The 21,486-nt window shown below is 74.0% G+C and carries 17 protein-coding genes and 1 pseudogene; 4 read left to right on the top strand and 14 right to left on the bottom strand.

The window, feature by feature from the left end; translation table 11 throughout:
• Window positions 1–26: 26 nt before the first annotated feature.
• Together egtA and ACQP0N_RS16315 are read right to left on the bottom strand one after the other, a co-directional pair.
• Window positions 27–1,261 (bottom strand): annotated as a pseudogene (egtA, locus tag ACQP0N_RS16320) (ergothioneine biosynthesis glutamate--cysteine ligase EgtA).
• Between the two features lie 179 nt (window positions 1,262–1,440).
• Window positions 1,441–3,000 carry an RNA polymerase sigma factor gene (locus ACQP0N_RS16315; RefSeq protein ID WP_433121281.1) on the bottom strand — a complete coding sequence of 520 codons (1,560 nt, stop codon included), beginning with the start codon at window positions 2,998–3,000 and terminating at the stop codon, window positions 1,441–1,443.
• 515 nt (window positions 3,001–3,515) lie between these two features.
• On the opposite strand from ACQP0N_RS16315, the gene ACQP0N_RS16310 reads away from it, so the two are divergent.
• Entirely contained in the window at window positions 3,516–4,886 is a 1,371-nt protein-coding gene (locus ACQP0N_RS16310) for a serine/threonine-protein kinase (RefSeq protein ID WP_433121279.1), read from the top strand.
• 101 nt (window positions 4,887–4,987) lie between these two features.
• Window positions 4,988–6,250 (top strand): nucleotide sugar dehydrogenase, encoded by a 1,263-nt coding sequence (locus tag ACQP0N_RS16305; RefSeq protein WP_433121277.1) that lies wholly within the window; start codon window positions 4,988–4,990, stop codon window positions 6,248–6,250.
• Between the two features lie 96 nt (window positions 6,251–6,346).
• Here ACQP0N_RS16305 and ACQP0N_RS16300 read toward each other — a convergent pair whose 3' ends face one another.
• The 4 genes from ACQP0N_RS16300 to ACQP0N_RS16285 form a co-directional block, all read right to left on the bottom strand.
• Window positions 6,347–8,830, bottom strand: coding sequence for an ABC transporter permease (locus ACQP0N_RS16300; RefSeq protein WP_433121275.1), 2,484 nt, complete (start codon window positions 8,828–8,830; stop codon window positions 6,347–6,349).
• Between the two features lie 147 nt (window positions 8,831–8,977).
• Entirely contained in the window at window positions 8,978–9,643 is a 666-nt protein-coding gene (locus tag ACQP0N_RS16295; protein ID WP_433121273.1) for a response regulator, read from the bottom strand.
• Window positions 9,640–10,845 carry a sensor histidine kinase gene (locus ACQP0N_RS16290; protein WP_433121271.1) on the bottom strand — a complete coding sequence of 402 codons (1,206 nt, stop codon included), beginning with the start codon at window positions 10,843–10,845 and terminating at the stop codon, window positions 9,640–9,642. The genes ACQP0N_RS16295 and ACQP0N_RS16290 overlap by 4 nt, the downstream gene beginning before the upstream one ends.
• A gap of 22 nt (window positions 10,846–10,867) precedes the next feature.
• Entirely contained in the window at window positions 10,868–11,569 is a 702-nt protein-coding gene (locus tag ACQP0N_RS16285; protein WP_433121269.1) for a DUF305 domain-containing protein, read from the bottom strand.
• Between the two features lie 140 nt (window positions 11,570–11,709).
• On the opposite strand from ACQP0N_RS16285, the gene ACQP0N_RS16280 reads away from it, so the two are divergent.
• Window positions 11,710–13,161, top strand: coding sequence for an LVIVD repeat-containing protein (locus ACQP0N_RS16280; RefSeq protein WP_433121267.1), 1,452 nt, complete (start codon window positions 11,710–11,712; stop codon window positions 13,159–13,161).
• A gap of 125 nt (window positions 13,162–13,286) precedes the next feature.
• Window positions 13,287–14,513, top strand: coding sequence for an SLC13 family permease (locus tag ACQP0N_RS16275; RefSeq protein ID WP_433121265.1), 1,227 nt, complete (start codon window positions 13,287–13,289; stop codon window positions 14,511–14,513).
• A 6-nt stretch (window positions 14,514–14,519) separates the two neighbouring features.
• On the opposite strand, the gene ACQP0N_RS16270 is transcribed toward ACQP0N_RS16275, so the two are convergent.
• From ACQP0N_RS16270 to ACQP0N_RS16235, 8 genes are all read right to left on the bottom strand, one after another.
• Window positions 14,520–14,864 (bottom strand): DUF1203 domain-containing protein, encoded by a 345-nt coding sequence (locus tag ACQP0N_RS16270; protein WP_433121263.1) that lies wholly within the window; start codon window positions 14,862–14,864, stop codon window positions 14,520–14,522.
• A 220-nt stretch (window positions 14,865–15,084) separates the two neighbouring features.
• Window positions 15,085–15,912 (bottom strand): MerR family transcriptional regulator, encoded by an 828-nt coding sequence (locus ACQP0N_RS16265; RefSeq protein ID WP_433121261.1) that lies wholly within the window; start codon window positions 15,910–15,912, stop codon window positions 15,085–15,087.
• A 54-nt stretch (window positions 15,913–15,966) separates the two neighbouring features.
• Window positions 15,967–17,568 carry an asparagine synthetase B family protein gene (locus ACQP0N_RS16260; protein WP_433121259.1) on the bottom strand — a complete coding sequence of 534 codons (1,602 nt, stop codon included), beginning with the start codon at window positions 17,566–17,568 and terminating at the stop codon, window positions 15,967–15,969.
• A gap of 4 nt (window positions 17,569–17,572) precedes the next feature.
• A complete protein-coding gene (locus tag ACQP0N_RS16255) occupies window positions 17,573–18,535 on the bottom strand; it encodes a DUF5715 family protein (RefSeq protein ID WP_433121257.1) in 963 nt (320 codons plus the stop codon).
• A gap of 139 nt (window positions 18,536–18,674) precedes the next feature.
• Window positions 18,675–19,472: an isocitrate lyase/PEP mutase family protein gene (locus ACQP0N_RS16250; protein ID WP_433121255.1), complete on the bottom strand. Its 798-nt coding sequence runs from the start codon at window positions 19,470–19,472 to the stop codon at window positions 18,675–18,677.
• On the bottom strand, window positions 19,469–19,999 hold the full coding sequence (locus tag ACQP0N_RS16245; protein WP_433121253.1) for a cytochrome P450: 531 nt from the start codon (window positions 19,997–19,999) through the stop codon (window positions 19,469–19,471). Before ACQP0N_RS16245 ends, ACQP0N_RS16250 begins: the two co-directional genes overlap by 4 nt.
• Window positions 19,900–20,493, bottom strand: a complete 594-nt coding sequence (locus ACQP0N_RS16240) for a hypothetical protein (RefSeq protein WP_433121251.1) — start codon at window positions 20,491–20,493, stop codon at window positions 19,900–19,902. The genes ACQP0N_RS16245 and ACQP0N_RS16240 overlap by 100 nt, the downstream gene beginning before the upstream one ends.
• Window positions 20,494–20,661: 168 nt before the next feature.
• Complete coding sequence (locus ACQP0N_RS16235; protein ID WP_433121249.1) at window positions 20,662–21,402, bottom strand: ArsR/SmtB family transcription factor; 741 nt, start codon at window positions 21,400–21,402, stop codon at window positions 20,662–20,664.
• Window positions 21,403–21,486 lie beyond the last annotated feature (84 nt).

Here is a 21,486-nt window from a genome sequence, read left to right as displayed (position 1 = left end):
CTTTCGTTCGAGGCTCGCTCTCGCGCTCACCGGCCGGCCCTTGCGATGGCGGCGAGCCGCCGCCGTACGCCGTCCTGGATGTCGTCGTCGGTGCCGTCCGGCAGGCCCAGGCGCGGCAGGGCGGCCAGCGCCAGGTCGAGCAGCGCGGCCGCCGCGGCGGCCAGCGCCGGGTCGGCGAGGCCGCGCCGGGCGGCGGCCGACCAGCGGTGCGCCACCGGCGCGCCGATCGTGTACGCCGCGCGGACCGTGCCCGGGTCGGTGAACAGCGCGCTCAGCACCGCCAGCGGTAGCCGCCAGTCCCGGTCGGGTTGGGCGTCCAGGTACCGCAGCTCCAGGTAACCGCGCGGGCGCACCGGCGGGAAAAGGGTGCTGACGTGGTAGTCGAGGTCGTCGGTGGTGGGCGGGCGGGGCAGCGCGCCGTCCAGCCAGTCGGCGAAGGTGACACCCGGTGGCGGGGCCCAGTCCGGGCCGGGCCGGCGCAGGCACAGCAGCGGCGCGGCGAGCACGTAGCGGGCCCAGGCGGCCGGCGGGTCGTCGTCCGCGCGCTCGGGCGCCCACACCGGGCGGGTACGCGCCGGATCGATCGCCAACCAGGCGGCCATCCGCGCGGATGCCCAACCGGTGCGCCGCCCGGCGTGCCGACTCGCCGAGGCGAACGCCGCGAGCAACGGTGGGCCGACGGCGTGCGCCGCCGCCCAGCGCGGGGCGACCTGGTCCGGCTCGCCGATGTCGAGGCACACCTGCAGGCCGGCGGTGCTGTACATCATCGTCCGGCCGGCCGGGCCGCGCCGGTCGAACACACGGCGCATGGCGCGGTAGCGGGAGTGTCCAACACCGGGCGGGGCCGACGGTGCGGGTCGATGCCGCTGCGCCCCAGGGTCAGCCCGGCGGCGGCCAGCAGGCCGGCGACCTGGGCGATGTCGGCCTCGGTGGCCTGGATCAACGCGCCGGCCGAGGTGCGCGGCGGAGTGGAGATCTCCAGTTGGCCGCCCGGTTCGAGGGTCACCGTGCCGCCGTGTCGCAGCGGCTCGGCGGGGCTCGCCGGATCCAGCGTGGTGGGGCTGTGCCGCCCCAGCGCCGTCCGCAGCCGCGCCGGGTCGACTCCTCGGGTGGGGTCGGCGGCGTCGTGCACGGTCCATTCCAGTTCGACGCCGGTGTACGTGGGAGGGCCGGTCTTGAAGCAGATGCGTGCGAGGTGTCGGCCCGCGGCGGCGGACTCGCGCAGGATCTCGCTCTGGTCCAGCTCCGGCGACGTCACCATCGGTGCAGCCTCCCTCGTCGTGCGACGACCGCGTGCGCCGTGCGTCAGCTCCGGAACACGGGTGCCACCGTAGACCCGGCCACCGACACTCCCCTTTCCGAGCGTCGACGGGACCACCAACCCCTGTCTAACAGACGCGTTTCCCGGTGCAGGGCAGAACGAACCGCGCGCCCGTACGCTCAGTCGCGGGCCGGGTCGGCCGGGTGCGAGGGCTTGATCTTCGCCTGACCGGGTGGCGTCGCCGCCGGGGACGGTTCGGCCGGCGGCGTCGGTCGCGCGGGAGCGGAGGGCACCGGCGACGGGGACGGCGGCGACGGGGAGGGCTTCGTCTCGGGCACCAGCCGCTGGCAGTACTCCTCGACCGCGCCGATCCCGCCGGCGGCCGTCACCAATCGCTCGAAGGCCGGCGTTCGCAGCGCCTTCTCGCGCTGCTCGGGATTCTTGGCCTGCCAGGCCTGGCACAAACCGTGCACCTGACCGTTCGGCGACGCGCCGATCGGCGGCGAGCCGGACAGCGAGGGGCGGCCGGGCGGTGTCGATCCGCTCGGCGCGACGGACCCGGTCGTCACGTGCGCGCTGGCAGTGGGTGGCGCGCTACTCGGCGCCGGCGGCGGTTCGGGTGCCTTCTCCAACCCGGCCGCGGCGAATGCGACGCCAGCGGTGGCCGTGGCCGCCAGCGCGCCGATCCACGCCACCGCGCCGGTCGTGAGCCGCAGACGGCGTGGCCGTCGGGCCACGGCGGGCGTCGGGACGGCGCGGGCGGCTCGGAACGCGGACAGCGCCGCCTCCTCGCCCGCCATCTCCGTCGGCCGGGCCGGGCCAGCGGCAGCGGCGAGCAGCCGGGCCAGCGGCTCGGTCCCGGAGTCCGGCGAAGCCCCGGACTGCCGGACGCTCGCCGCACCCGGGTCGGCGACGTCCCGCGGGAGGGCGGGGGCCGTGTCGATGCGGGCGGCGTCGAGCAGCCGTTCGGTCTCGGCACGGCCGGCACGCCGGTCCGGCCGGTGCGGGTTCATCCGAAATCCCTTCACGTCAGCCCTCCGCCTGCTCGGCGTGTGAGGTCTGCTGCCGGCTACGCCCGATCCGGCGACGAGGGGCGGAACCACCTCGGCGCCGACCGCCGGTGGGCCGCCGTCGGCCGGCGCGCTCGACGTGTCGGGCGCGAGCAGTGGGGCGGTGGCGTCGCCGTCGACCGACGGCGACGGTACGGCCTGCCGGTCCAGCAGGGTGGCGAGTCGCCGCAGACCGCGGTGCGCGGCGGTCCGGACGGCGCCGGCCCGGCGGCCGAGCACCCGGCCGGCGGACTCCGCGTCGAGCCCGATCACGGCCCGCAGCAGCACCGCCTCGGCCTCGCGGGGTGGCAGCGTGGCGATCAGCGCCAGCGCAGCCTCGGTGCTGATCGTCTCGTCGGCCCGCTCGGCGGTGTCGCCGTCGCCGGCCAGCTCGGTGAGCGCCTGCACCGGCACCGGCAGCGACGGTCGTCGCCGCAGCCGCCGCAGGTGGTCCATCGCGCGGTTGCGGGCGATGGTGACCGTCCAGGCGCGGAACTCGCCGCCGGTGAAGGTGGGCAGGTCTCGGGAGATCTGTAACCAGGTCTCCGACGCGACGTCCTCGGCGTCCGCGCCGACCAGGGCGGTCAGGTACCGCAGCAGCCCCGGCTGGAGGCTGCGGTACAGGAAACGGAAGGCGTCCTCGTCCCCGGACTGCGCGGCGGTGACCGCCTCGGACAGTTCGCCCGTCATCGGCGGCCCACGGGTCGCACGGAGCGGATCGGTGCGACACGCGCCGGCGTCGTGTGCGCACGGTAAACCGTCGGCCCCACCCGCTTCCGCACCCGCACCGCCCCCCGCCGATTTCGATTGGGCCCGCGTCCGGCCGCCGGCCGGGGTGTGCACACCCGACGATGGCCCGGAACGGGCTGCCCGTCGGCGGCCCGAGCCGGGCTAACGGTAGGAGGGGACGTTTCATGCGACAAGTTGGGATCGCATTACAGAAGAGTGACAATTATCAAGCCGTCCGACCGGCGTGCCGCCGTAACGGACGATGCCCCTCGGGCGCTCCTCGGCTCAGGTGAGCGTCCTCGGCACCGACCAGGCGGGCGTACGCCGAAATGTGTCGGCTTTTGTGACCTGGCGTCATCGACGCGTCACACACCGGCCCGTCCGCCGGAGGCCGCCCCCGGCGGACCGACGGGTGCGGCCCCGCACCGGGTCCACCACAGCGAGCCGTTGGTCGCCACTCTGGGTACGGTAATGCTGTGTTGTCATCGGAGGTCGTGCTCAGCGGTCGGTACCGCCTGGACGAACGTGTCGCCACGGGCGGCATGGGCGACGTCTGGCGTGCCTCCGACCTCGTCCTCGGCCGACAGGTCGCGGTCAAGGTCCTGCTGCCGGCGCTGGTCTCCGACCCGGACTTCATCGCCCGATTCCGTGCCGAGGCGCGGATCATGGCGGCGTTGCGGCACCCCGGCATCGTGCAGGTGTACGACTGCGGGGAGGACGACCTGCCCGACGGCGGCCGGGCCGACTATCTGGTCATGGAGTTCGTCGAGGGCGAACCGCTGTCCAAGCGGATCGAGGCCGCCGGCCGCCTCGACGTGGCCGAGACGATGTCGATCGTCGCCCAGGCGGGGCACGCGCTGGGCGCGGCGCACCGGGGCGGCATCGTGCACCGCGACGTCAAGCCCAGCAACCTGCTGGTGCAGGAGGACGGCACGGTCGTCCTGGTCGACTTCGGGGTCGCCCGCTCCACCAACGTCACCAGCATCACCAGCACCAACGCGGTGCCCGGCACCGCCCTCTACATGGCGCCCGAACAGGCCGCCGGCCGGCCGGTCAGCGGCGCCACCGACATCTACGCCCTCGGGGCGGTCGCGTACTGCTGCCTCACCGGCGGCCCGCCGTTCACCGGTGACAACCCCCTCCAGGTCGCCGTCCGGCACCTCGACGACGAGCCCCCGGAGCTGCCGCACGACATCCCGGAGGCGGTCCGCGCCCTGGTGTCGCGGGCCCTCGCGAAGGACCCGCTGGACCGTTTCACGAGCGGCTCGGCGATGGCGGAGGCGGCGCGTACCGCGGTGACCGGCGGCGAACCGCCGACGGCGCTGGCGTCGTCGGTGCCGCTGCGCGAGGCGGGTCCGGGCACCCGCACCGACGTGCCGGTCGGCGCGGCGGTGGCGGGCACGACCGACGCGGGACGCCCGCGACGCCGCGGGCCGCTGGTCGGTGCGGCGCTGGCCATGCTGGTCGCCCTGGTCGGCCTCGGCGCGGCCCTGGGCGCGGCGCGCAACACCGGCAACGATCCGGCCGTCAAGCTGCCGTCGGTCGCGCCGACGCCGGGGCCGACCGAGCAGGTGGAGTTGCCGGCGGCGAACGAGCAGATGACCAACGACCCGGGCCGGCCGAACCGGCCGACGGTCCCGGACACCACGACGTCCGCGTCGGTCAGCGCCACGCCGAGCGTGCAGCCCAGCCAGTCCGCCAGCTCGCCATCGCCGACGCCGAGCGCGACCACCGCGCCGCCGCCGAGCGACCCCCCGAAGACCCCGTCGTCGCCGAGCAACTCGCCGGCGACCGACCCGAGCCCCTCCACCGATCCGTCGACCGGTTCCGGGGACGTAGACGGCTGACCAGCCGTCCCACCAGCACCGATATCCCCAAAACGGACTTACGTCGCCGAAAACCGCTCTAGGCTCTCCGCAGGTCATTTCCACCGTCTGCGGGAGCCCGGGTGAGCGCTGAGAAGCTGGTCGTGATCGGCCAGGGGTACGTCGGACTGCCGCTGGCCATGCGTGCCGTCGAGGCGGGCCTGGACGTCGTCGGCCTGGACGTCGACGCCGACCGGGTGAAGCGGCTCGCGTCGGGTGAGTCGTTCGTCGAGGACATCCCCACCGACCGGCTGGGCCGGGCGCTGGGCAGCGGCCGGTACCGCCCCAGCACCGACTACACCGACGCCGAGGGCTTCGACGTCTGCGTCATCACCGTGCCCACCCCGCTGCGCGACGGCACCCCGGACCTGAGCTTCGTCGAGCAGGCCGGTATCCGCGTCGGCCCGTACGTGCGGCCGGGCTGCACGGTCATCCTGGAGTCGACCACCTACCCCGGCACCACCGAGGAGCTGCTTCGGCCGCTGTTGGAGTCGGCCAGCGGGCTGACCAGCCCCGGCGACTTCCACCTCGGCTACAGCCCGGAGCGGATCGACCCGGGCAACCCGACGTGGCGACTGGAGAACACCCCGAAGGTGGTCTCCGGGATCGACGCGGCGTCGCTGGACCGGGTGCAGGGGTTCTACCAGCGGCTCGTGGAGCGCACCGTCCCCGTCGACTCCACCCGGGTGGCCGAGTTGACCAAGCTGATCGAGAACACGTTCCGCCAGGTCAACATCGCACTCATCAACGAGCTGACGATGCTCTCGCACCACCTCGACATCGACGTCTGGCAGGCGATCGACGCCGCCGCGACCAAGCCCTTCGGGTTCCTGCCGTTCCGGCCCGGCCCGGGCGTCGGCGGGCACTGCCTGCCGATCGATCCGTGCTACCTGTCCTGGCAGGTCAAGCGACGCCTCGGCCGGCAGTTCCGGTTCATCGAGCTGGCCAACGACATCAACCACGAGATGCCCGAGCACGTCACCCAGCGCATCATGGCTGGGCTCAACCGCGCCGGCCGGGCGGTCAGCGGCGCGCGACTGCTGCTGCTCGGGCTCGCGTACAAGCGGAACACCGGTGACATGCGGGACTCCCCCGCCGTCGACGTGGCCCGCCGTCTGCAGGCACTCGGCGCCGAGGTGCACGCGGTCGAGCCGTACGCGGAGGCCCATCAGATCCCCGCCGGGGTCGCGGTCGTCGGGCTCACCGAGCGGGAGGTACGGGCCGCGGACGCGGTCGTGGTGGTCACCGACCACGATTGCTTCGACTACGACCTGGTGGTCCGGCACGCCCGCTACGTCTTCGACACCCGCAACCGGTGCTCCGGTGAGGTGGTCGAGCGCCTGTAGGGCGCGCCCCGGACCCGGCACCGCTGGCCGGTCCCGCCGCCGGGGAAGACGGCGGGGCCGGCCGGCGGATGTCGCATCTCTTGGCCGACACGCGCCCTAGTCGGCGAGCGCCTCGACGACGGGCCGCGACAGTGCCCGGCGGGCCGGAAGCACCGAGGCGAGCAGAGCGGCCAGCACCGCCACGCCGAGGATCGACCCGAGCTGTCCGAGTGGCAGCACCACGTGGAAGTCCCCGCCGAGGCGGGCCAGCAGCGCCATCCCGGCGGCGCTGACGCCGGTGCCCAACCCGATGCCGAGGATCGCGCCGACGAGCGTCATGAGGATCGCCTCGACCGCGAGCATGGCCCGCATCCGGCCGCGGGACAGCCCGACCGCCCGCAGGACGCCGTTCTCCCGGGTGCGCTCGACCACCGACAGGCTCAGCGTGTTGGCCACGCCGACGAGGGCGATCACGACGGCCAGGCCGAGCAGCGCGGTGACGGAGGCCAGCAGCATGTCCACCGTGCCGGTGAGCATCTTCTTGTAGGCGCCCTGGTCCATGAGGTTCGCCGTCGGATAGCGGGCGAGCACGGCCTCGATCGCGGCGCGGGCCCGTTCGGCGCTCACGCCGTCGGCCGGATCGATCTCGGCCAGGAAACCCCGTTCGCGGGGAAAGAGCACCGCGAAGTCCCGGTCGTCGAGCTCGATGACGTGTCCCTCGGGCGCGGCGCTGGAGACCATGGCCGGCGCGTCGTCGGCGACCACCGCGGCCACCCGGAACGCCCGCCCCTGGATGGTGACGGCGGAACCGACCTGCCAGCCGTGCGCCCGCGCCAACTCCTGGTGCACCAGCACCTGCCCCGGCCCGAGTCGGTCTTCGTCGCCGGCCACCACGCCGGACAACGTCCGGCCGACCAGCGCCGGGTGGGCGGCCCGGACCTCGATGTCGCCGGTCACGACGCTGCGCTGCTCGTGCACCACGCCCAGCTCGGGGCGTGCGGCCAGCTCACCGGCGAGCGCGGCGGGCAGATTCTGGCCGATGCCGCTGACCACGAAGTCCGTCCCGATCTCGGCGTCGACGCTGCGTTCGATGCCGTCCTTGGTGCTGCGCGCGCCCACCACGAACGCCGACACCAACCCGATTCCGATGACCAGGGCGGTCGCCGTCGCGGCGATCCGACGCGGGTTGCGAACCGCGTTCGCCACCGCCAGCCCGACGGTCATACCGAACATCCGGCGGGCCGGCCAGCCGATCAGCCGGACCAGCGCCGGGACGAGCACCGGACCGAACAGCACGATGCCGAAGAAGGCCAGCACACCGCCCACGGCCACGAGGAGCACCTGACCGGCGTCGGCCGCGCCGGCCAGCGCCGCGACTCCCGCGCCCAGCACCACCGCGCCGAGGGCGAGGCGCACCCGGCCCGCTCCCCGGGCGGGCTGCACGGCGGCGTCGGTCAGCGCGGCCACCGGTGCGACCCGGGTGCCCCGCCAGGCCGGCAGCAGGGCGGCGGCGACGGTGAGCCCGGTACCGAGCAGCAGGCTCGTCAGCACGGTCGAGCCGGCGACGGTCAACCCGCCGGAGAGCGGCACGTCGAGTCGAGACATCAGCAGCCGGAGTCCGCCGGCGAGTGCCACCCCGAGCACCACGCCGAGAGCGGAGGCGACCAGGCCGAGCAGCGCCGACTCCAGCAGCGCCGCCCGGAAGACCTGCCCCCGCGTCGCGCCCACCAGGCGCAGCAGCGCGGTGCGGCGGGTGCGCTGCGCCAGCACGATCGCGAAGGTGTTGGCGATCACGAAGCCGGCCACCACCACCGCGACCCCGACGAAGATGAGCAGCAGCATCAGGAACTGGTTCAGGTTGCGGACGGCGTCCTCGACGGCCTCGTCGAGGATCTGCTGGCGGCCCTTCACGTGGACGTCGGCGCTCCCGACGGCGGCGCGTAGCCGGTCGGCCAACTCCGCCTGGGCCGTTCCCGGCCGGGCCGCCACCATGATCCGGTCGTAGCCACGCCCGCCGGTGACCGCGAGCGCGTCCGCGCCGACCAGACCGATGAACGGGCCGCCGACATCGCGGACGCTGCCGGCCACGTCGACCGTGCCGACCAGGGTGTACGGACGGGCCGCCCCGCCGGTCCCGCCGACGAGAACTTCAGCGCCGAGGGTGAAGCCCTCCTTCGCCACCGTCGGCGCGTCGAGCACCACCTCGCCCGCGCGGTCGGGGAGGCGACCGGCGACCACGTCGTACGAGCGCAGGGCCGTCTCGGTGGGGATGGCGGCGAGCACGGCGTAGCCGAGCACCGGTCGCCCGTCCGCGCCGAGGAGTCCACCGGCGCCGAGCAGCTCACCGGCTGCGGCGGTGACCCCGTCGACCGTACGCACGTCGTCGACGAGCCTCGCCGGGAGCGGCTGGTCGCCGTCGGGGTAGACGCCGAGGTCGGTGTGCCGGTCGAAGGCGCCGGCCCGGTGGTACGCGCCCGCGCGCATCCCGTCCACGACGATCAACGTGCCGGCGACGAAGGCGACGCCGAGCACGACGGCGAGCGCGGACAGCAGCATGCGCAGCGCCTCGGCGCGCAGCGTACGCAGGGTCAGGCGGATCATGTGCGGGCTCCCGGTGCCGGCGCGGATCGGACCCCTCCGACGCTATGGCCGGTCCGGTCGGATCGATCTCCACCTGCGCTCTCGACCCGCGTACGCCCCAGGTGGCGCACGGACACGCCGGCCGTGCGACCGCGGTCGTACGACGGGTCAGCGCCCGGGTGTGACCAGGCCGCTCTCGTACGCCAACACGACCGCCTGCACCCGGTCGCGCAGGTTCAGCTTCGCCAGGATCCGCCCGACGTGGGTCTTCACCGTCGCCTCGGCCACGTGCGCCTTGACGGCGATCTCGGCATTCGACAGTCCCTGCGCGACCAGCAACAGGACCTCCCGCTCCCGCTCGGTGAGCTGGGCCAGCCGGGGGTCGGCGGTCGGGGTGACCCCGAGTTGGCCGGCGAAGCGGTCCAGCAACCGCCGCGTGATCGACGGGGCGACCACCGAGTCGCCCCGCGCGACCACGCGGATGGCGTCCAGCAGTTCCTCCGGCGGAACGTTCTTGAGCAGGAAACCGCTCGCGCCGGCCCGCAGCGCGGCGAACGCGTCGGCCTCGGTGTCGAAGGTGGTCAGCACCAGCACCCGGGGCGGACCCGACGGCCGGTCGGCGCAGATCCGGCGGGTGGCCTCCACCCCGTCCATGGTCGGCATCCGGATGTCCATCACCACCACGTCCGCCTCGGTGCGGGCCAGCACGCGCAGGGCGTCGGCGCCGTCGATGGCCTCCCCGACCACCGTCAGGTCGGGCTGCGAGTCCAGCACCATCCTGAATCCGGCGCGCACCAGCGCCTGGTCGTCCACGATCACCACCCGGACCGTCATGCCGCGATCACCTCCGCTGAGGGCTCCGACGGTAGCGGGAGCCGTACCCGCACCTGCCAGCCCCCGGTCGGCCGGGGGCCGGCGGTGAGGCTGCCGTCGTACACCGCCACGCGCTCGCGCATGCCGAGCAGACCGTGACCGCCGGGCGGCGCCGGACTGACGACCGGGCGGCCTCGACCGTCGTCGACGACCCGGACCTCGACGGCGTCGGCGGAGTACGTCATCCGCAGGTCGACGGTGGCGCCGACGCCGGCGTGCTTGAGCGCGTTGGTCAGCGCCTCCTGCACCACGCGGTAGACGGTCAGTTCCAGGCCCGGCGGCAGGGCCGGTGGCTCGCCGCCGACGGCGTCCCGGACGCGCAGTCCGGCGTCGCGGAAGCGGGCCAGCAGGTCGGGTAGCTCGGCCAGGGCCAACCGGCGGTGCTCCGGGTCGGCGGCGACGACGTCGGCGCCGGCGGGGCCCGCGTCGCGCAGGACCCCGACGAGCCGCCGCATCTCCTCCAGCGCGGAGCGGCCGGTGTCGGCGACCACCTTCACGGCGGCGCGCGCCTGCTCGGGGTCACGGTCGAGCATGAACCGGGCGCCGTCCGCCTGGACGATCATCACCGCCATGCTGTGCGCCACCACGTCGTGCAGCTCGCGGGCGATGCGGGTGCGCTCCTCGGCGACCGCCGCCCGGGACTCGGCCTCCCGCTCGCGTTCGAGGGTGGTGGCGCGCTCCTCGAGGCTCAGCACGTACAGGCGGCGGGTCCGCACGTTCAACGCGACGAGCCAGACCGCGCCGGTGACCAGCGCGTACCACAGCGCGGTCACCCACCACGTGATGACGCCGGGGGTCTGCGCGGCGGCGAGCAGCACGCCCACGGCCGCGACCGCGCCGGCCAGCACGCCGTCCCGCAGCCGCCGGCCGTACTTCACGACGCTGTAGAGCGCGATCAGGACGGCGACGTCGAAGGCTTGCGGACCCCAACCGGCGATCACCTGGACCAGGGCGAGCGCCGCCACGACGACGGTCACCGCGCTCGGATGGGTGCGGCGGAACAGCAGCGCCACCGCCATGCCCAGGCCGACGCCGGCGGCGGCCCAGCCGCCGGGTTGCGACACCGCCGAGGCGAGACCGACGAACGCCACCACACCGGTGACGGCCACGTCGAAGGCGACGCCGCGCAGGGGGCGGCCGAACAGCGTGCGTCTCACGGTCACCCAGCGTACGGGTCGTCGACGGTCAGGGCGGCGTCAGCTCGCGTAGGCGGTTGATCTCGATGGCCTGTTCGGTGGCGAGTGAGGTGGCCAGCTCGTTGAGGGTCGCGTCGGCCCCGACCGACAACAGATCGGTGGCCATGGTCACGGCGCCCTGATGGTGGTCGGTCATCATCGTGATGAAGAGCCGGTCGAACTCGACGCCCCGGGCGGCGGCCAGTCGCCGCATCGCGTCGGGGGACTGCATGCCGCGCATGCCGGCGTGGTCGTGGCCGGGCGCCGTCTCGGGCAGCCCACGGGTGGCGAGCCAGCCGCGCAGGACCTTGATCTCGGGGCCCTGGCCGGCGCGGATCCGGTCGGCGTACGCGCGGATCCGCGGATCGGCCGCGCGGTCCGTCGCCAGCGTGCTCATCTCCAGCGCCTGCTCGTGGTGCGGAATCATCATCTGGACGTAGACGGTGTCCAGGCCGTTGTAGCGGGGCGGGCTGTCGTCGCGCAGCTCGTGCGCGGACCGGGCGACGGCCGGCTCCCCCGGGCGGCCGGGCACGAGGACCGGCGGCGGTGGTGGACCGGTCGGGCCGGCCGTCGTCGCCGCGGCTGACGCCGAAGCGGGCGCGGCGGCCGGCCGGCCGGGATCACCGGCGGCGCGGACGGCCAGCACCACCAACACCAGGACGATGGCCGCCGCTATGACGACGGCGAGTAACCGACCACGTCGGACAGTCATGCCGCACTCCCCTCAGGTCGAGGTCGCAGCGATCCTATCCATTGAAGAGTCCACGTATATGTGACCCGGCTCACATCGATGATCTCCGAGGCTCGGTAAGGTACCGACAACGTCATCCCCCCTTTCGAAGGGCGCCGCCAATGATCAAGTTGGCCACCGCACGGCTCCGACAACTCCGCATCATCAGCCTGGCCGCGACCGGCCTGCTGCTGACCAGCGTCGTCCTGGCGACACCGAGCAGCGCGCAGGAGGCCGCACCGGCCGCACCGGCCGCCGCCGCCAGCGACATCCCGGGCGTCGACGAGATCCGCAGCAGCCCCAACCTGCGGCAGATCGCCAACCTCCCCAAGCAGGCGCCGTTCGACACGACGGCCGCGCTCAACAGCGACATGGCGTTCCAGGGCAAGTACGCCTTCGCCGGCAACTACAACGGTTTCGTCATCTACGACATCTCCCGGCCCAGCGCGCCCACGATCACCGCGCAGGTCAACTGCCCGGGCTCGCAGAACGACATCTCCGTCTACGGCAACCTGCTGTTCGTCTCCACCGACTCGTCGCGCAGCGACGACTCGTGTGCGAGCGTCGCGCAGCCGGCGTCGGTGAAGGAGTCGTGGGAGGGCATCAAGGTCTTCGACATCAGCGACAAGGCCAACCCGCGCTACATCAAGTCCGTCGAGACCGCCTGCGGGTCGCACACCCACACGCTGGTGCCGGGCAAGGACCGCAAGAACGTCTACCTGTACGTCTCGTCGTACAGCCCGCGGGCCGAGTTCCCCGACTGCCAGCCGCCGCACGACTCCATCTCCATCGTCAAGGTGCCGGTGAAGCAGCCGACCCAGGCGGCCGTCATCTCGACGCCGAACCTCTTCCCGGACGGCGGTTTCCCGGGCAGCGAGACCGGCTCGGCGACCACCGGCTGCCACGACATCACCGCGTACCCGGCGAAGGACCTGGCCGCCGGCGCCTGCATGGGTGACGGCATCCTGCTCGACATCAAGAACCGCGAAGCGCCCCGGCTGATCACCCAGGTCCGGGACACGGTCAACTTCGCGTTCTGGCACTCGGCCACCTTCAACAACGCCGGCACCAAGGTCGTCTTCACCGACGAGCTCGGCGGCGGCGGCGCGGCCACCTGCAACGAGACCGTCGGCCCCAACCGGGGCGCGGACGCCGTCTACGACATCACCGGCCGCGGTAACGCGCGGAAGCTGGAGTTCCGCAGCTACTACAAGATCCCCCGGACCAACGGCGACACCGAGAACTGCGTGGCGCACAACGGCTCGCTGGTCCCGGTGCTCGGGCGGGACATCATGGTGCAGGCGTGGTACCAGGGCGGCATCTCGGTCTGGGACTTCACCGACTCGCGCCACCCCAAGGAGATCGCCTACTGGGAGCGCGGCCCGCTCTCCGACACCCAGGCCCTCACCGGCGGCGCCTGGTCGACGTACTACTACAACGGCAACATCTACTCCAACGACATCCAGAAGGGCCTGGACGTCCTGGAGCTGAACGACTGGCGGACCTGGTCGGCGAACCTGACCCGGTTCAAGGAGCTGAACGTGCAGACCCAGCCCGGTTACCTGAGCTGGTAGAACCGACGCGCGAACCGGGCCCGGCCTCTTCTCGAGGGGCCGGGCCCGGCCACGTCAGGTGGGCCTGGTCACCCGGGCCAGGGTTGACGAGCGCCTGACCGGGCGCTGTGTCAACGTGGTCACCTGTGAAGTCTGCCGCCGGCGCGCCGCCGGCCCCGCCCGAGCCGACCGCGCGCTGGCGTCCCCACCCGCTCGACCTGGTGGCCGTCGTCCTCGCGGTGGCCGGCGCGGCCTTCGCGCTGAGCGGGCTGCTGCCCCGCGCCGAGACCACGGGCACCCTGCACCGCATCCTGCCGCTGCTGCTCTTCCTCGGCACCGTCATCGTGCTGGCCGAGCTGACCGCCGTCGCGGGCGTCTTCGACGTGCTCGCCAGCCGGCTGGCCATCGCCTCCCGGGGCCGCTGGGCGGCGCTGTTCCTGCTCTGCGGCGGCCTGGCCACGGTGACCACCCTCGTGCTCAACCTCGACACCACGGCCGTGCTGCTCACCCCGGTGCTGCTCGCCCTGGCCCGCAGCCTGCGCGTCCCCGCCGGGCCGCTCGCGGTCACCACGGTCTGGCTGGCGAACACCGCCAGCCTGCTGCTGCCGGTGTCGAACCTGACGAACCTGCTGGCCGCCGACCGGGTCGGCCTCACCCCACTGGCGTACGCCGGGCGCATGGCGCTGCCGCAGCTCGCCGCCGTAACGGCCACCATGGCGCTGCTCTGGTACGCCTGGTGGCGGCGCGAACGGCCGGTCGGCGGACGCTTCGTCCCGCCGGCCCCGCACGTGCCGGCCGACCCGGTGCTGCACCGCACCGCGCTCGCTGGCTGCCTGCTCTTCGTCGCCGGCATCCTCGCCGGGGTGGAGATCGGGCTCGCCTCCACCGTCGCCCTCGCGCTGGTGCTGGTCGGCTTCGTGGTCCGCTCCCCCGCGACGCTGCGCGTTCAACTGGTGCCCGTACGACTGCTGCTCTTCGTCGTCGGCCTGTTCCTGGTGGTGCAGACCCTCGGCCGGCACGGGCTCGACGACCTGGTGGCCGGCCTGGTCGGGTCCGACGGCGGGGCGGTCGGCGCGCTGCGTGCCGGGGGCACCGGGGCGCTGCTGGCGAACGCGGTCAACAACCTGCCGGCGTACCTGGCCGGCGAGTCGGTGCTGCCGACCGTCGACCACACCCGCCTGCTGGCCCTGCTGATCGGCACGAACGTCGGCCCGCTGGCCGCCCCCTGGGCGTCGCTGGCCACCCTGCTGTGGTTCGAGCGGTGCCGGGCGGCCGGGGTGACGGTGCCGGTGCGACGGTTCGTGCTGACCAGCGCCCTGCTCGCCGTCGTCGGCACGCTCGCGGCGGTCGGCGCGCTGCTCCTGGTCGGCTGAGGGCCGTCACCCGGCGGCCCGCTCCACCACGAACATGAAGCAGCCGTAGATCACGTTGCGGCTGTGCAGTTGCTGCACCTGCGGGTCGGCGAACAGCTCCGCGATCACCGCCTCCGGGTTCGTGCCGTCGTGCAGCCGGCCGCCGCAGATTCGTCCCTGCCCGTCGTACGCCCGCAGGACCTGGGCACGTCCCCGCCAGCCCGCCGGGTGGCCGCCGCCGTGGTCCGGGCCGGGGCAGGCGGCGGCGTGCGCGAAGACCGGCCCGATCTCCCGGTACACGGCGGCGGCGATCGGTGGGGCGTAGCCGAAGAGCAGCACCGCCTCCCCGCCCCGGCGTCGCGCAGGCAACACCGCAGCGGCTCCCCGCCGCCGGCCAGGCGCCCTTCGACGCGATGGCCGGCGGCGTCTCGGCCGGTCCGGCGGACGAGCTCCAGCGCCGCGGGCGGCACGGCGTGGATGAGGAAGGTGGCGGTGGTCGTCATGCGTTCAGCCTGCCCCGGTGCCGGTACGGGTGCTGGCGGTGATCGGACCTGGCGCTCGGGACCAGCCGCCGGTGCGGGGGCGAGCGCCGTCAGGCGCGGTCGACGGCGAGCTGAAGCTCGGTAACGCCCTGTTCCGGGGAGTCCTGGCGATAGTCCAGGTACACCTCGCGGGCGAACCCGTCCGGGCGGTACCCGTTGTCCTCGATCCACCGGGCGAGCGCCTGGACGCTCCGGTCGGCGTCGTCCATCGAGCCGTGGTGCACGATCGTCGCGGCCGTCCCGACCGCCGGCAGGTCCCGCACCGTCACGTCGGGAACCGCCACGACACCGCCGCCGACGCTCACCCCGGCGTGCACCACCACCGCCTCGCCCTCGTCGTCGGCCGGCTCGTACCAGGCGATGGCCGGCCCGGACGGGGTGATCCCGGCGGCGTCGAGCCGGCGGAACAGCTCCGGATAGAGCGGCTGGATCACCGGACCGATGTCCTGACTCTGGTAGCTGGGCGCCACGGCGGTCAGCTCCGCCACGCGCACCGGCGCGATCTGCTTGAGTACGACGTCCTGGTTGGTCATCCGACCCTCCGATTCGATCATCCGGAGCCTCGCCTCGACCGCCGCGAGCCGGGCCGTGTCGGCGGCCAGCCGGCTGGCCAGCTCGCTGCGACGCAGCCGCAGCATGCCGCGCAGCTCGGCGGTGTCGACCGTCTCGTCCAGGATCGCCCGCACCTGCTCCAGGGTGAGCCCCAGGTCCTTGAGGGCGATCACCCGGTTGAGCCGACGCAACTGCTCGGCCCGGTAGAAGCGGTAGCCGGTGTGCGGATCGACGCTGGCCGGGTGCAGGAGGCCGATGCTGTCGTAGTGACGCAGCATCCGCACCGACACGCGGCCCAGTCGAGCGAAGTCTCCGATGGTGAACATGATCCCCTCACGCTGGTCCCTGACACGGTGTCAGAGTCAAGCGTCGGGCGGGGGTCAGCCCACCGGTGAGCGGCGGGACGGACGGGGTCCGACCAGTCGGCGGACCATCGGCGCGGCGTTCCACTTCGCGGCCCCGACCAGGTCGCGGGCGTGCTCCAGGACCGTGTAGTCGGGTCGGTTCATCCCGTCGGCGATGGCCCGGTCCAGGTCGTTGCCGCACCCGCTGAGCACGGTGTCGAAGTCGCGGCGGACCGGCTCCAGCAGGTCGTAGCCGAACGACCGGTGCATCCGGGCGAAGAGCGGCTTGTAGAGCCGCACCCGCTCGTGCAGACCGGAGGAGTACGACATGGGGTGCTTCGGCCGCCGCACGACGTAGTCGGGCAGCACGTCGGCGAACGCCCGCCGCACGATCCACTTCTCCTGGCCGTCACGCACCTTGAGGTTCAGGGGCAGCCGCATCGCCAGCTCCACGACGCTCAGGTCGAGGAACGGCACCCGCGCCTCCACCCCGTGAGCCATGGCGGCCCGGTCGACCCGCTGCAACTCGGTACGGCAGAGGTTGCGGATCCGGTGCAGGAACAGCCGGCGGGACGCGATCGGGTCGACCTGGCGGTACATCGGGTACCCGCCGAACAGCTCGTCGGAGCCGTCGCCGGTGAGCACCACCTTGACGCCCAGGTCGCGCAGCCGCCGGAAGATCGGCACCGACACGACGGCGTTGATGATGTCGCCGTACTCGGTCAGCTCGCAGATCCGGATGGCCTCCCGGACGTCGGCCAGCCGGATGTCGCGCGGGCGCAGCTCGACCACGACGTGCGGCACGTCGAGGTCGGCGGCGAGCCGACGGGCGTACGCGACGTCGGGGCTGTCCGGCACTCCGACCGTCACCGCCACGCAGTCCGGGTGGATGTCACGTACCTGCCGCAGCGTCAACGAGCTGTCCAGCCCACCGGAGAGGACGACGCCGACGGTCAGGTCGGTCTCCACCCGCATCCGGATGGCGTCGGTCAGGGCGGCCCGGACGAGCAGGGTGGCCTCGTCCGGGTCGTCGATGACCGGCAGGCCCGCGCCGATGGTGAGCAGGTCGACGTACGGGCGCAGTCGCACGGACCCGTCCGGCTCCGCCCAACCGTGGTGCCCAGGGGGCACCTCGCTGACCGGAGCGTGGTGCCCGACGAGCGCCTTGACCTCGGAGGCGAGGTGCAGGCAGCCCGGCCGTCGGGACCAGTACAGCGGTTTCACGCCGAGCGGGTCGCGGGCCAGGTACGCCCGGCCGGTGGCGCGTTCGACGACCGCGAAGGCGTACTCGCCGCGCAGGCGGGTCACCGCCGACTCGCCCCACTGCTGGAACGCCGCCAACAGCACCTCGGTGTCGCTGTCGGTGCGGAACACCTGCCCGAGGCGGGTGAGCTGGGCGCGCAGCTCACCGTGGTTGAAGATCTCGCCGTTGAAACAGAGCAGCCACCGCTCGTCGGTCGACGTCCAGGGCTGCACGGCCCGGTCGCGGTCGACGACCCGAAGCCGGCGGGTGCCGGCGAGCAGTCCCGTCTCACAGCGGGTCTCGGTGACCTCACCGCGCGGGGCGAGGAGGGCGAGCATCCGTCGGAAGGTCGCCGGGTCGGCCTCGGGGCCGATGCTGAGCGCGATGCCGCACACGGTCTCAGACCCCCATCTCGGCCTCGTACGCCCGGCGCAGGCGATGCCGGGCGGTGGGCGCGAGGCACAGGTGCCAGGCCTGCCCCTCGTCGATCACGTTCAGGTCGCCGGCCTCCTGGCGGGCCAGCAGCAGCTCCGCGAGGGCGTCGCGCGCGCCGAACCGCGTGAACCAGGCCAGCTCGACGTCGACCGAGTAGCCGAGGCAGTGGCCGCTGGGCAGCATCGCCGCGTAACCCAGGCGGCGCAGCCGGTACTGGTGCTCGGTGCTCCGGACCAGGCTCGTCACCCAGAGCGGCGGGGTGCCCGCGGGCGCGGCGGCGGCGAACTCCCGGGCCAGTTCGTTGAGCAGCGCCACCACCTCCCGGCGGGCCCGACGGAACAGCAGACCGGCGGTGCGCGGGGTCACGTCGGGGCGCAGCCGCCGGCGTAGTCCGCGCGCGGCCCGGCCCAGCACGGTCGCGGGTTGCTCCTGGTAGCGAAAGCGCAGCAGGTCCCGGCGGCGCAGCCACTCCAGATCGACCAGTTCCGCGCTGCCGTTGACCTGGTCGTCGGTACGGAACACGGGGGCGTCCTGCCACCACAGCACGTCGATGCGGGAGAGCAGGTAGATCCGGACCAGCGCGGTGAGGTCGCGTGCCGAGGTGCGCTCGTTCGGCTGGTAGCGGGCCATCTCCAGCAGCAGCGTCTCGCGCGTGCCGAGCAGGCCCTGCGGGGTGGCGTCGAGCACGGCCGCCAGAGCCGGTTCGCGGAGCCGCTCGTCGATGAGCACCTGACGTGCCCGGGTGCTGGTGGCGTCGGCCAGCGCTCCCACCTCGACGAGCAGGTCGGCCACGGCCGCCCGGTAGGCGGCGAGGTCGGGGGTGGCGGCAGGCGACGGGCGACGGGCGGCGGCGCCGGAGGGTCGGCGGCGAGGTGGGGCGGTGGGCGACGCGGGCTGCTGTCCCGGACTACGGCTGGGCACTCGCATGACGGGGTCCCTTCTCCGGTCACGGCACTGGGTGGATCGCCCTGAAAAACACCGTAATCACCAAGACCGGGTACAGACCGAACGATCCTCCGATTTACCCCCGAACGGACGCGACGACCAGCGGAGGCCGGCGGGACCGTCAGTCGCCGTCCGTCGGCACCAGGTCCTGCACCTCGGCGTACGACGGCAGTTCCGCCGGTACGGCGCCCCCTTGAACGCGGACCGCGTCGGCGGCGGCGATCGCGGCACCCAGCGCGGCCCGGAAGAGCAGGGAGCCGGTGCTGACCCGGGCCACCCCGGCGCGACCAAACTCGGTCAGCCCGGGCCCGCCCGGCTGGTACAGCGCGTTCACCGGCGCGTCGAGCCGCTCCGTGAGCAGGCGCAGCGTCGCCTCGTCGACGACGCCTGGCACGAAGATGCCGTCCGCGCCGGCCGTCCGGTAGGCGTGGGCTCGACGGAGGGCCTGCGGCAGCGGGTCGGGCACGTTCAGCCACCACGTGTCGGTGCGCGCGTTCACGAACAGGTCCGGCACCGCCGCCTTCACCGCCGCGATCTTCTCCGCGACGCACTCGGGATCGGCAAGGGTGCCGTCGGAGCGCCCGTCCTCCAGGTTGATCCCGACCACACCGAGGGCGGCCAACTCCGCCACGTACCCGGCGACCTCCAGCGGGTCGTCGCTGAACCCGGCCTCGACGTCGACGCTGAGCAGCACCGGCAACCGGGCCAGCCGACGGGCCAGGGCCAAAGTCTCCTCCGCGGTGGCCGCCGCGCCGTCGGGAAGGCCCGCGGTCGCGGCGACCCCGAGGCTGGTGGTGCCGATCGCCGGATGGCCACGCGCGACGAGCGCCGCCGCCGAGGCGTGGTCCCAGGCGTTGGGCAACAGCAGGGGACGGCCGGGGTGGTGCAGGGCATGGAACTCGGCACGACGCTCGATCATCGGACGCTCACCTCCACCGTGGTCGGGATGCGCAGGGTCGGGTGCGGCTCGTGGCGCACCGGAGTCGGGGTGCGCCGGCAGCGTTCCCGCAGCACGTCGAGAACCCCTCCGGCCAGCGCGAGGGCATGGCGGTCACCGGGGCAGCCGCGCTCCCCCGCGCCGAAGGTGAGCAGACCGCCACCCGGCCGGTCGGGTCGGAACGCCTCCGGCTCGCCGAACGCCAGCGGGTCACGATTGGCCGCGTCGAAGCGCAGCAGCACCGGGCTGCCGGCCGGCAGGTCGCGTCCGCCCAGTCGTACCGCGTCGACGGTGACCCGTCGAGTGGCCCGGACCGGCGGATCGAGGCGTAGCACCTCGGCCAGCAGGTCGCCGGTCCCCGCCGTGGTCGGGACGGCCGGACGCAGCAGGTGGTGGGCGGCGGCGCCGATCAGGCCGGCGGTCGCGTCGCACGCCTGGACCAGCAGACCGATGAGGTTCGCCCGTACCTCCGGCGGGGCCGGCGGGCAGAGCGCCAGCAGCGCCGCCACCGCCCGGTCGGCCCGCGCGGCCAGCGCCGGATCAACCCCGGGTGGTACGCCGCGGCGACGACGGCGACCGCCGTACCGGCGGCTGCCGGATCGACGAGACCGAGGCGACCGGCCAGCACCCGCAGTGGCACCGGCCGGCCCAGGTCACGCATCACGTCCAGGTGGTCACCGGCCCGGTCGACGAGGGCGATGGTCAACCGGGCCGCCGCATGGCGCAGTTCGTCCGGGTCCAGCTCGGCCAACGCGCGCACCCCGATCGCGCGGCGCCCGGCGTGCCGCTCCGGCGGGCTGAACCTGCTCACCGAGGCACGCAGCCAGGCGAGCGTGCCGGGCGGACCGATGTCGACGGCTGGCACCCCGAACGCCGGGTCGGTCAGCGCCGCCCGGACGTCGGCGTGCCGGGTGACGCACCACCCGCTGCCCGGCTCGAAGGTGGGCGGGCCGCATGGCGGCGTTCCCGCGACGGGTGCGATGTCCGGCCAGATGTCGATCACCGCTCGACCGTAGAACCCGAACCGTTCGCTCCCCACCGAACAGTCCCGCACCTCACCTCGCCTCGGCGCGGCGCGGCGGCCGGCGGTGCGGCGGCCGGCGGTGCGGCGGCCGGCGGTGCGGCGGCCGGCGGGTGCCGAGCCGGAGCGCGGCGGCCGGCGGCCGGCGGCTCAGGCTCGGCCGCTGGACGGCGCGCTTGGCGGGTCGGGGACGAGGGTGTGCACGGGCACGTGCAGGCTCTCGGCCAGGGCCGGGCGGCCGATCGTGGTGAGGCGTACCGCCCGGCCGGCGCCCTGGGTGATCCAGCCCAGCTCGGCGAAGCGGCGGCGGAGTGCCGCGCCGAGCGCGCCGGCGAGGTGCGGTCGGCGTTCGGTCCAGTCCAGGCAGTCCCGGACCACGGGTCGGCGGGCGGCGCGCAGCACATCCACCGGTACGCCCAACCCGGCCGCCCAGGCCCACCCGTCGGACGTCAGCGCCAACCCACTGGATCGGTCCAGCCGGCCGTCGGCCAGCAGCGCGTCGTACAGCAGGACGCCCAGCCGTCCGGCCAGATGGTCGTAGCAGGTCCGGGCGTACGCCAGGGCGGCGGTGGCGCTCGCCGCGCGCAGTGAGGTGGTCGGCGCGGGAGGGGCCGGCGCGTGTCCCGCGAGGTCCTCGATCAGTTGGGCCACCGACGGCCCGGCCAGGCGCAGGTAGCGGTGCCGGCCCTGCCGCTCCTCGACCAGCAGCCCACCCCGGACCAGCCGGGTGAGGTGTTCGCTGGCCGTGGACGGGGCAACCCCGGCACGTCGGGCCAACTCGCCGGCGGTCCAGGCCCGCCCGTCGAGGAGCGCCAGGCAGATGCCCGCCCGGGTGCCGTCGGCCAGCAGGGCGGCCAGCTCGGCCATCCCCCCGCCGTCGACGCCACTCATGGCCCCATCATCGCCGACCACCACCGCACCGATCAGGCGGGCCCGGTCGCCGTGGACGCCGCCCGTCGACGGCGGTCACCGTCT

This window comes from Micromonospora sp. CA-246542 (assembly GCF_050942905.1).
Taxonomy (GTDB): Bacteria; Actinomycetota; Actinomycetes; order Mycobacteriales; family Micromonosporaceae; genus Micromonospora.
Note: the sequence above shows the minus strand (reverse complement) of the source record. Positions and strands in the feature narration are given on the sequence as shown.

Coding starts and splice junctions, on each gene's coding strand:
- ACQP0N_RS16315 (WP_433121281.1), bottom strand. CDS start 3,000: ATGACGGGCGAACTGTCCGAGGCGGTCACCGCCGCGCAGTCCGGGGAC.
- ACQP0N_RS16300 (WP_433121275.1), bottom strand. CDS start 8,830: ATGATCCGCCTGACCCTGCGTACGCTGCGCGCCGAGGCGCTGCGCATG.
- ACQP0N_RS16295 (WP_433121273.1), bottom strand. CDS start 9,643: ATGACGGTCCGGGTGGTGATCGTGGACGACCAGGCGCTGGTGCGCGCC.
- ACQP0N_RS16285 (WP_433121269.1), bottom strand. CDS start 11,569: ATGACTGTCCGACGTGGTCGGTTACTCGCCGTCGTCATAGCGGCGGCC.
- ACQP0N_RS16280 (WP_433121267.1), top strand. CDS start 11,710: ATGATCAAGTTGGCCACCGCACGGCTCCGACAACTCCGCATCATCAGC.
- ACQP0N_RS16265 (WP_433121261.1), bottom strand. CDS start 15,912: ATGTTCACCATCGGAGACTTCGCTCGACTGGGCCGCGTGTCGGTGCGG.
- ACQP0N_RS16255 (WP_433121257.1), bottom strand. CDS start 18,535: ATGCGAGTGCCCAGCCGTAGTCCGGGACAGCAGCCCGCGTCGCCCACC.
- ACQP0N_RS16250 (WP_433121255.1), bottom strand. CDS start 19,472: ATGATCGAGCGTCGTGCCGAGTTCCATGCCCTGCACCACCCCGGCCGT.
- ACQP0N_RS16235 (WP_433121249.1), bottom strand. CDS start 21,402: ATGAGTGGCGTCGACGGCGGGGGGATGGCCGAGCTGGCCGCCCTGCTG.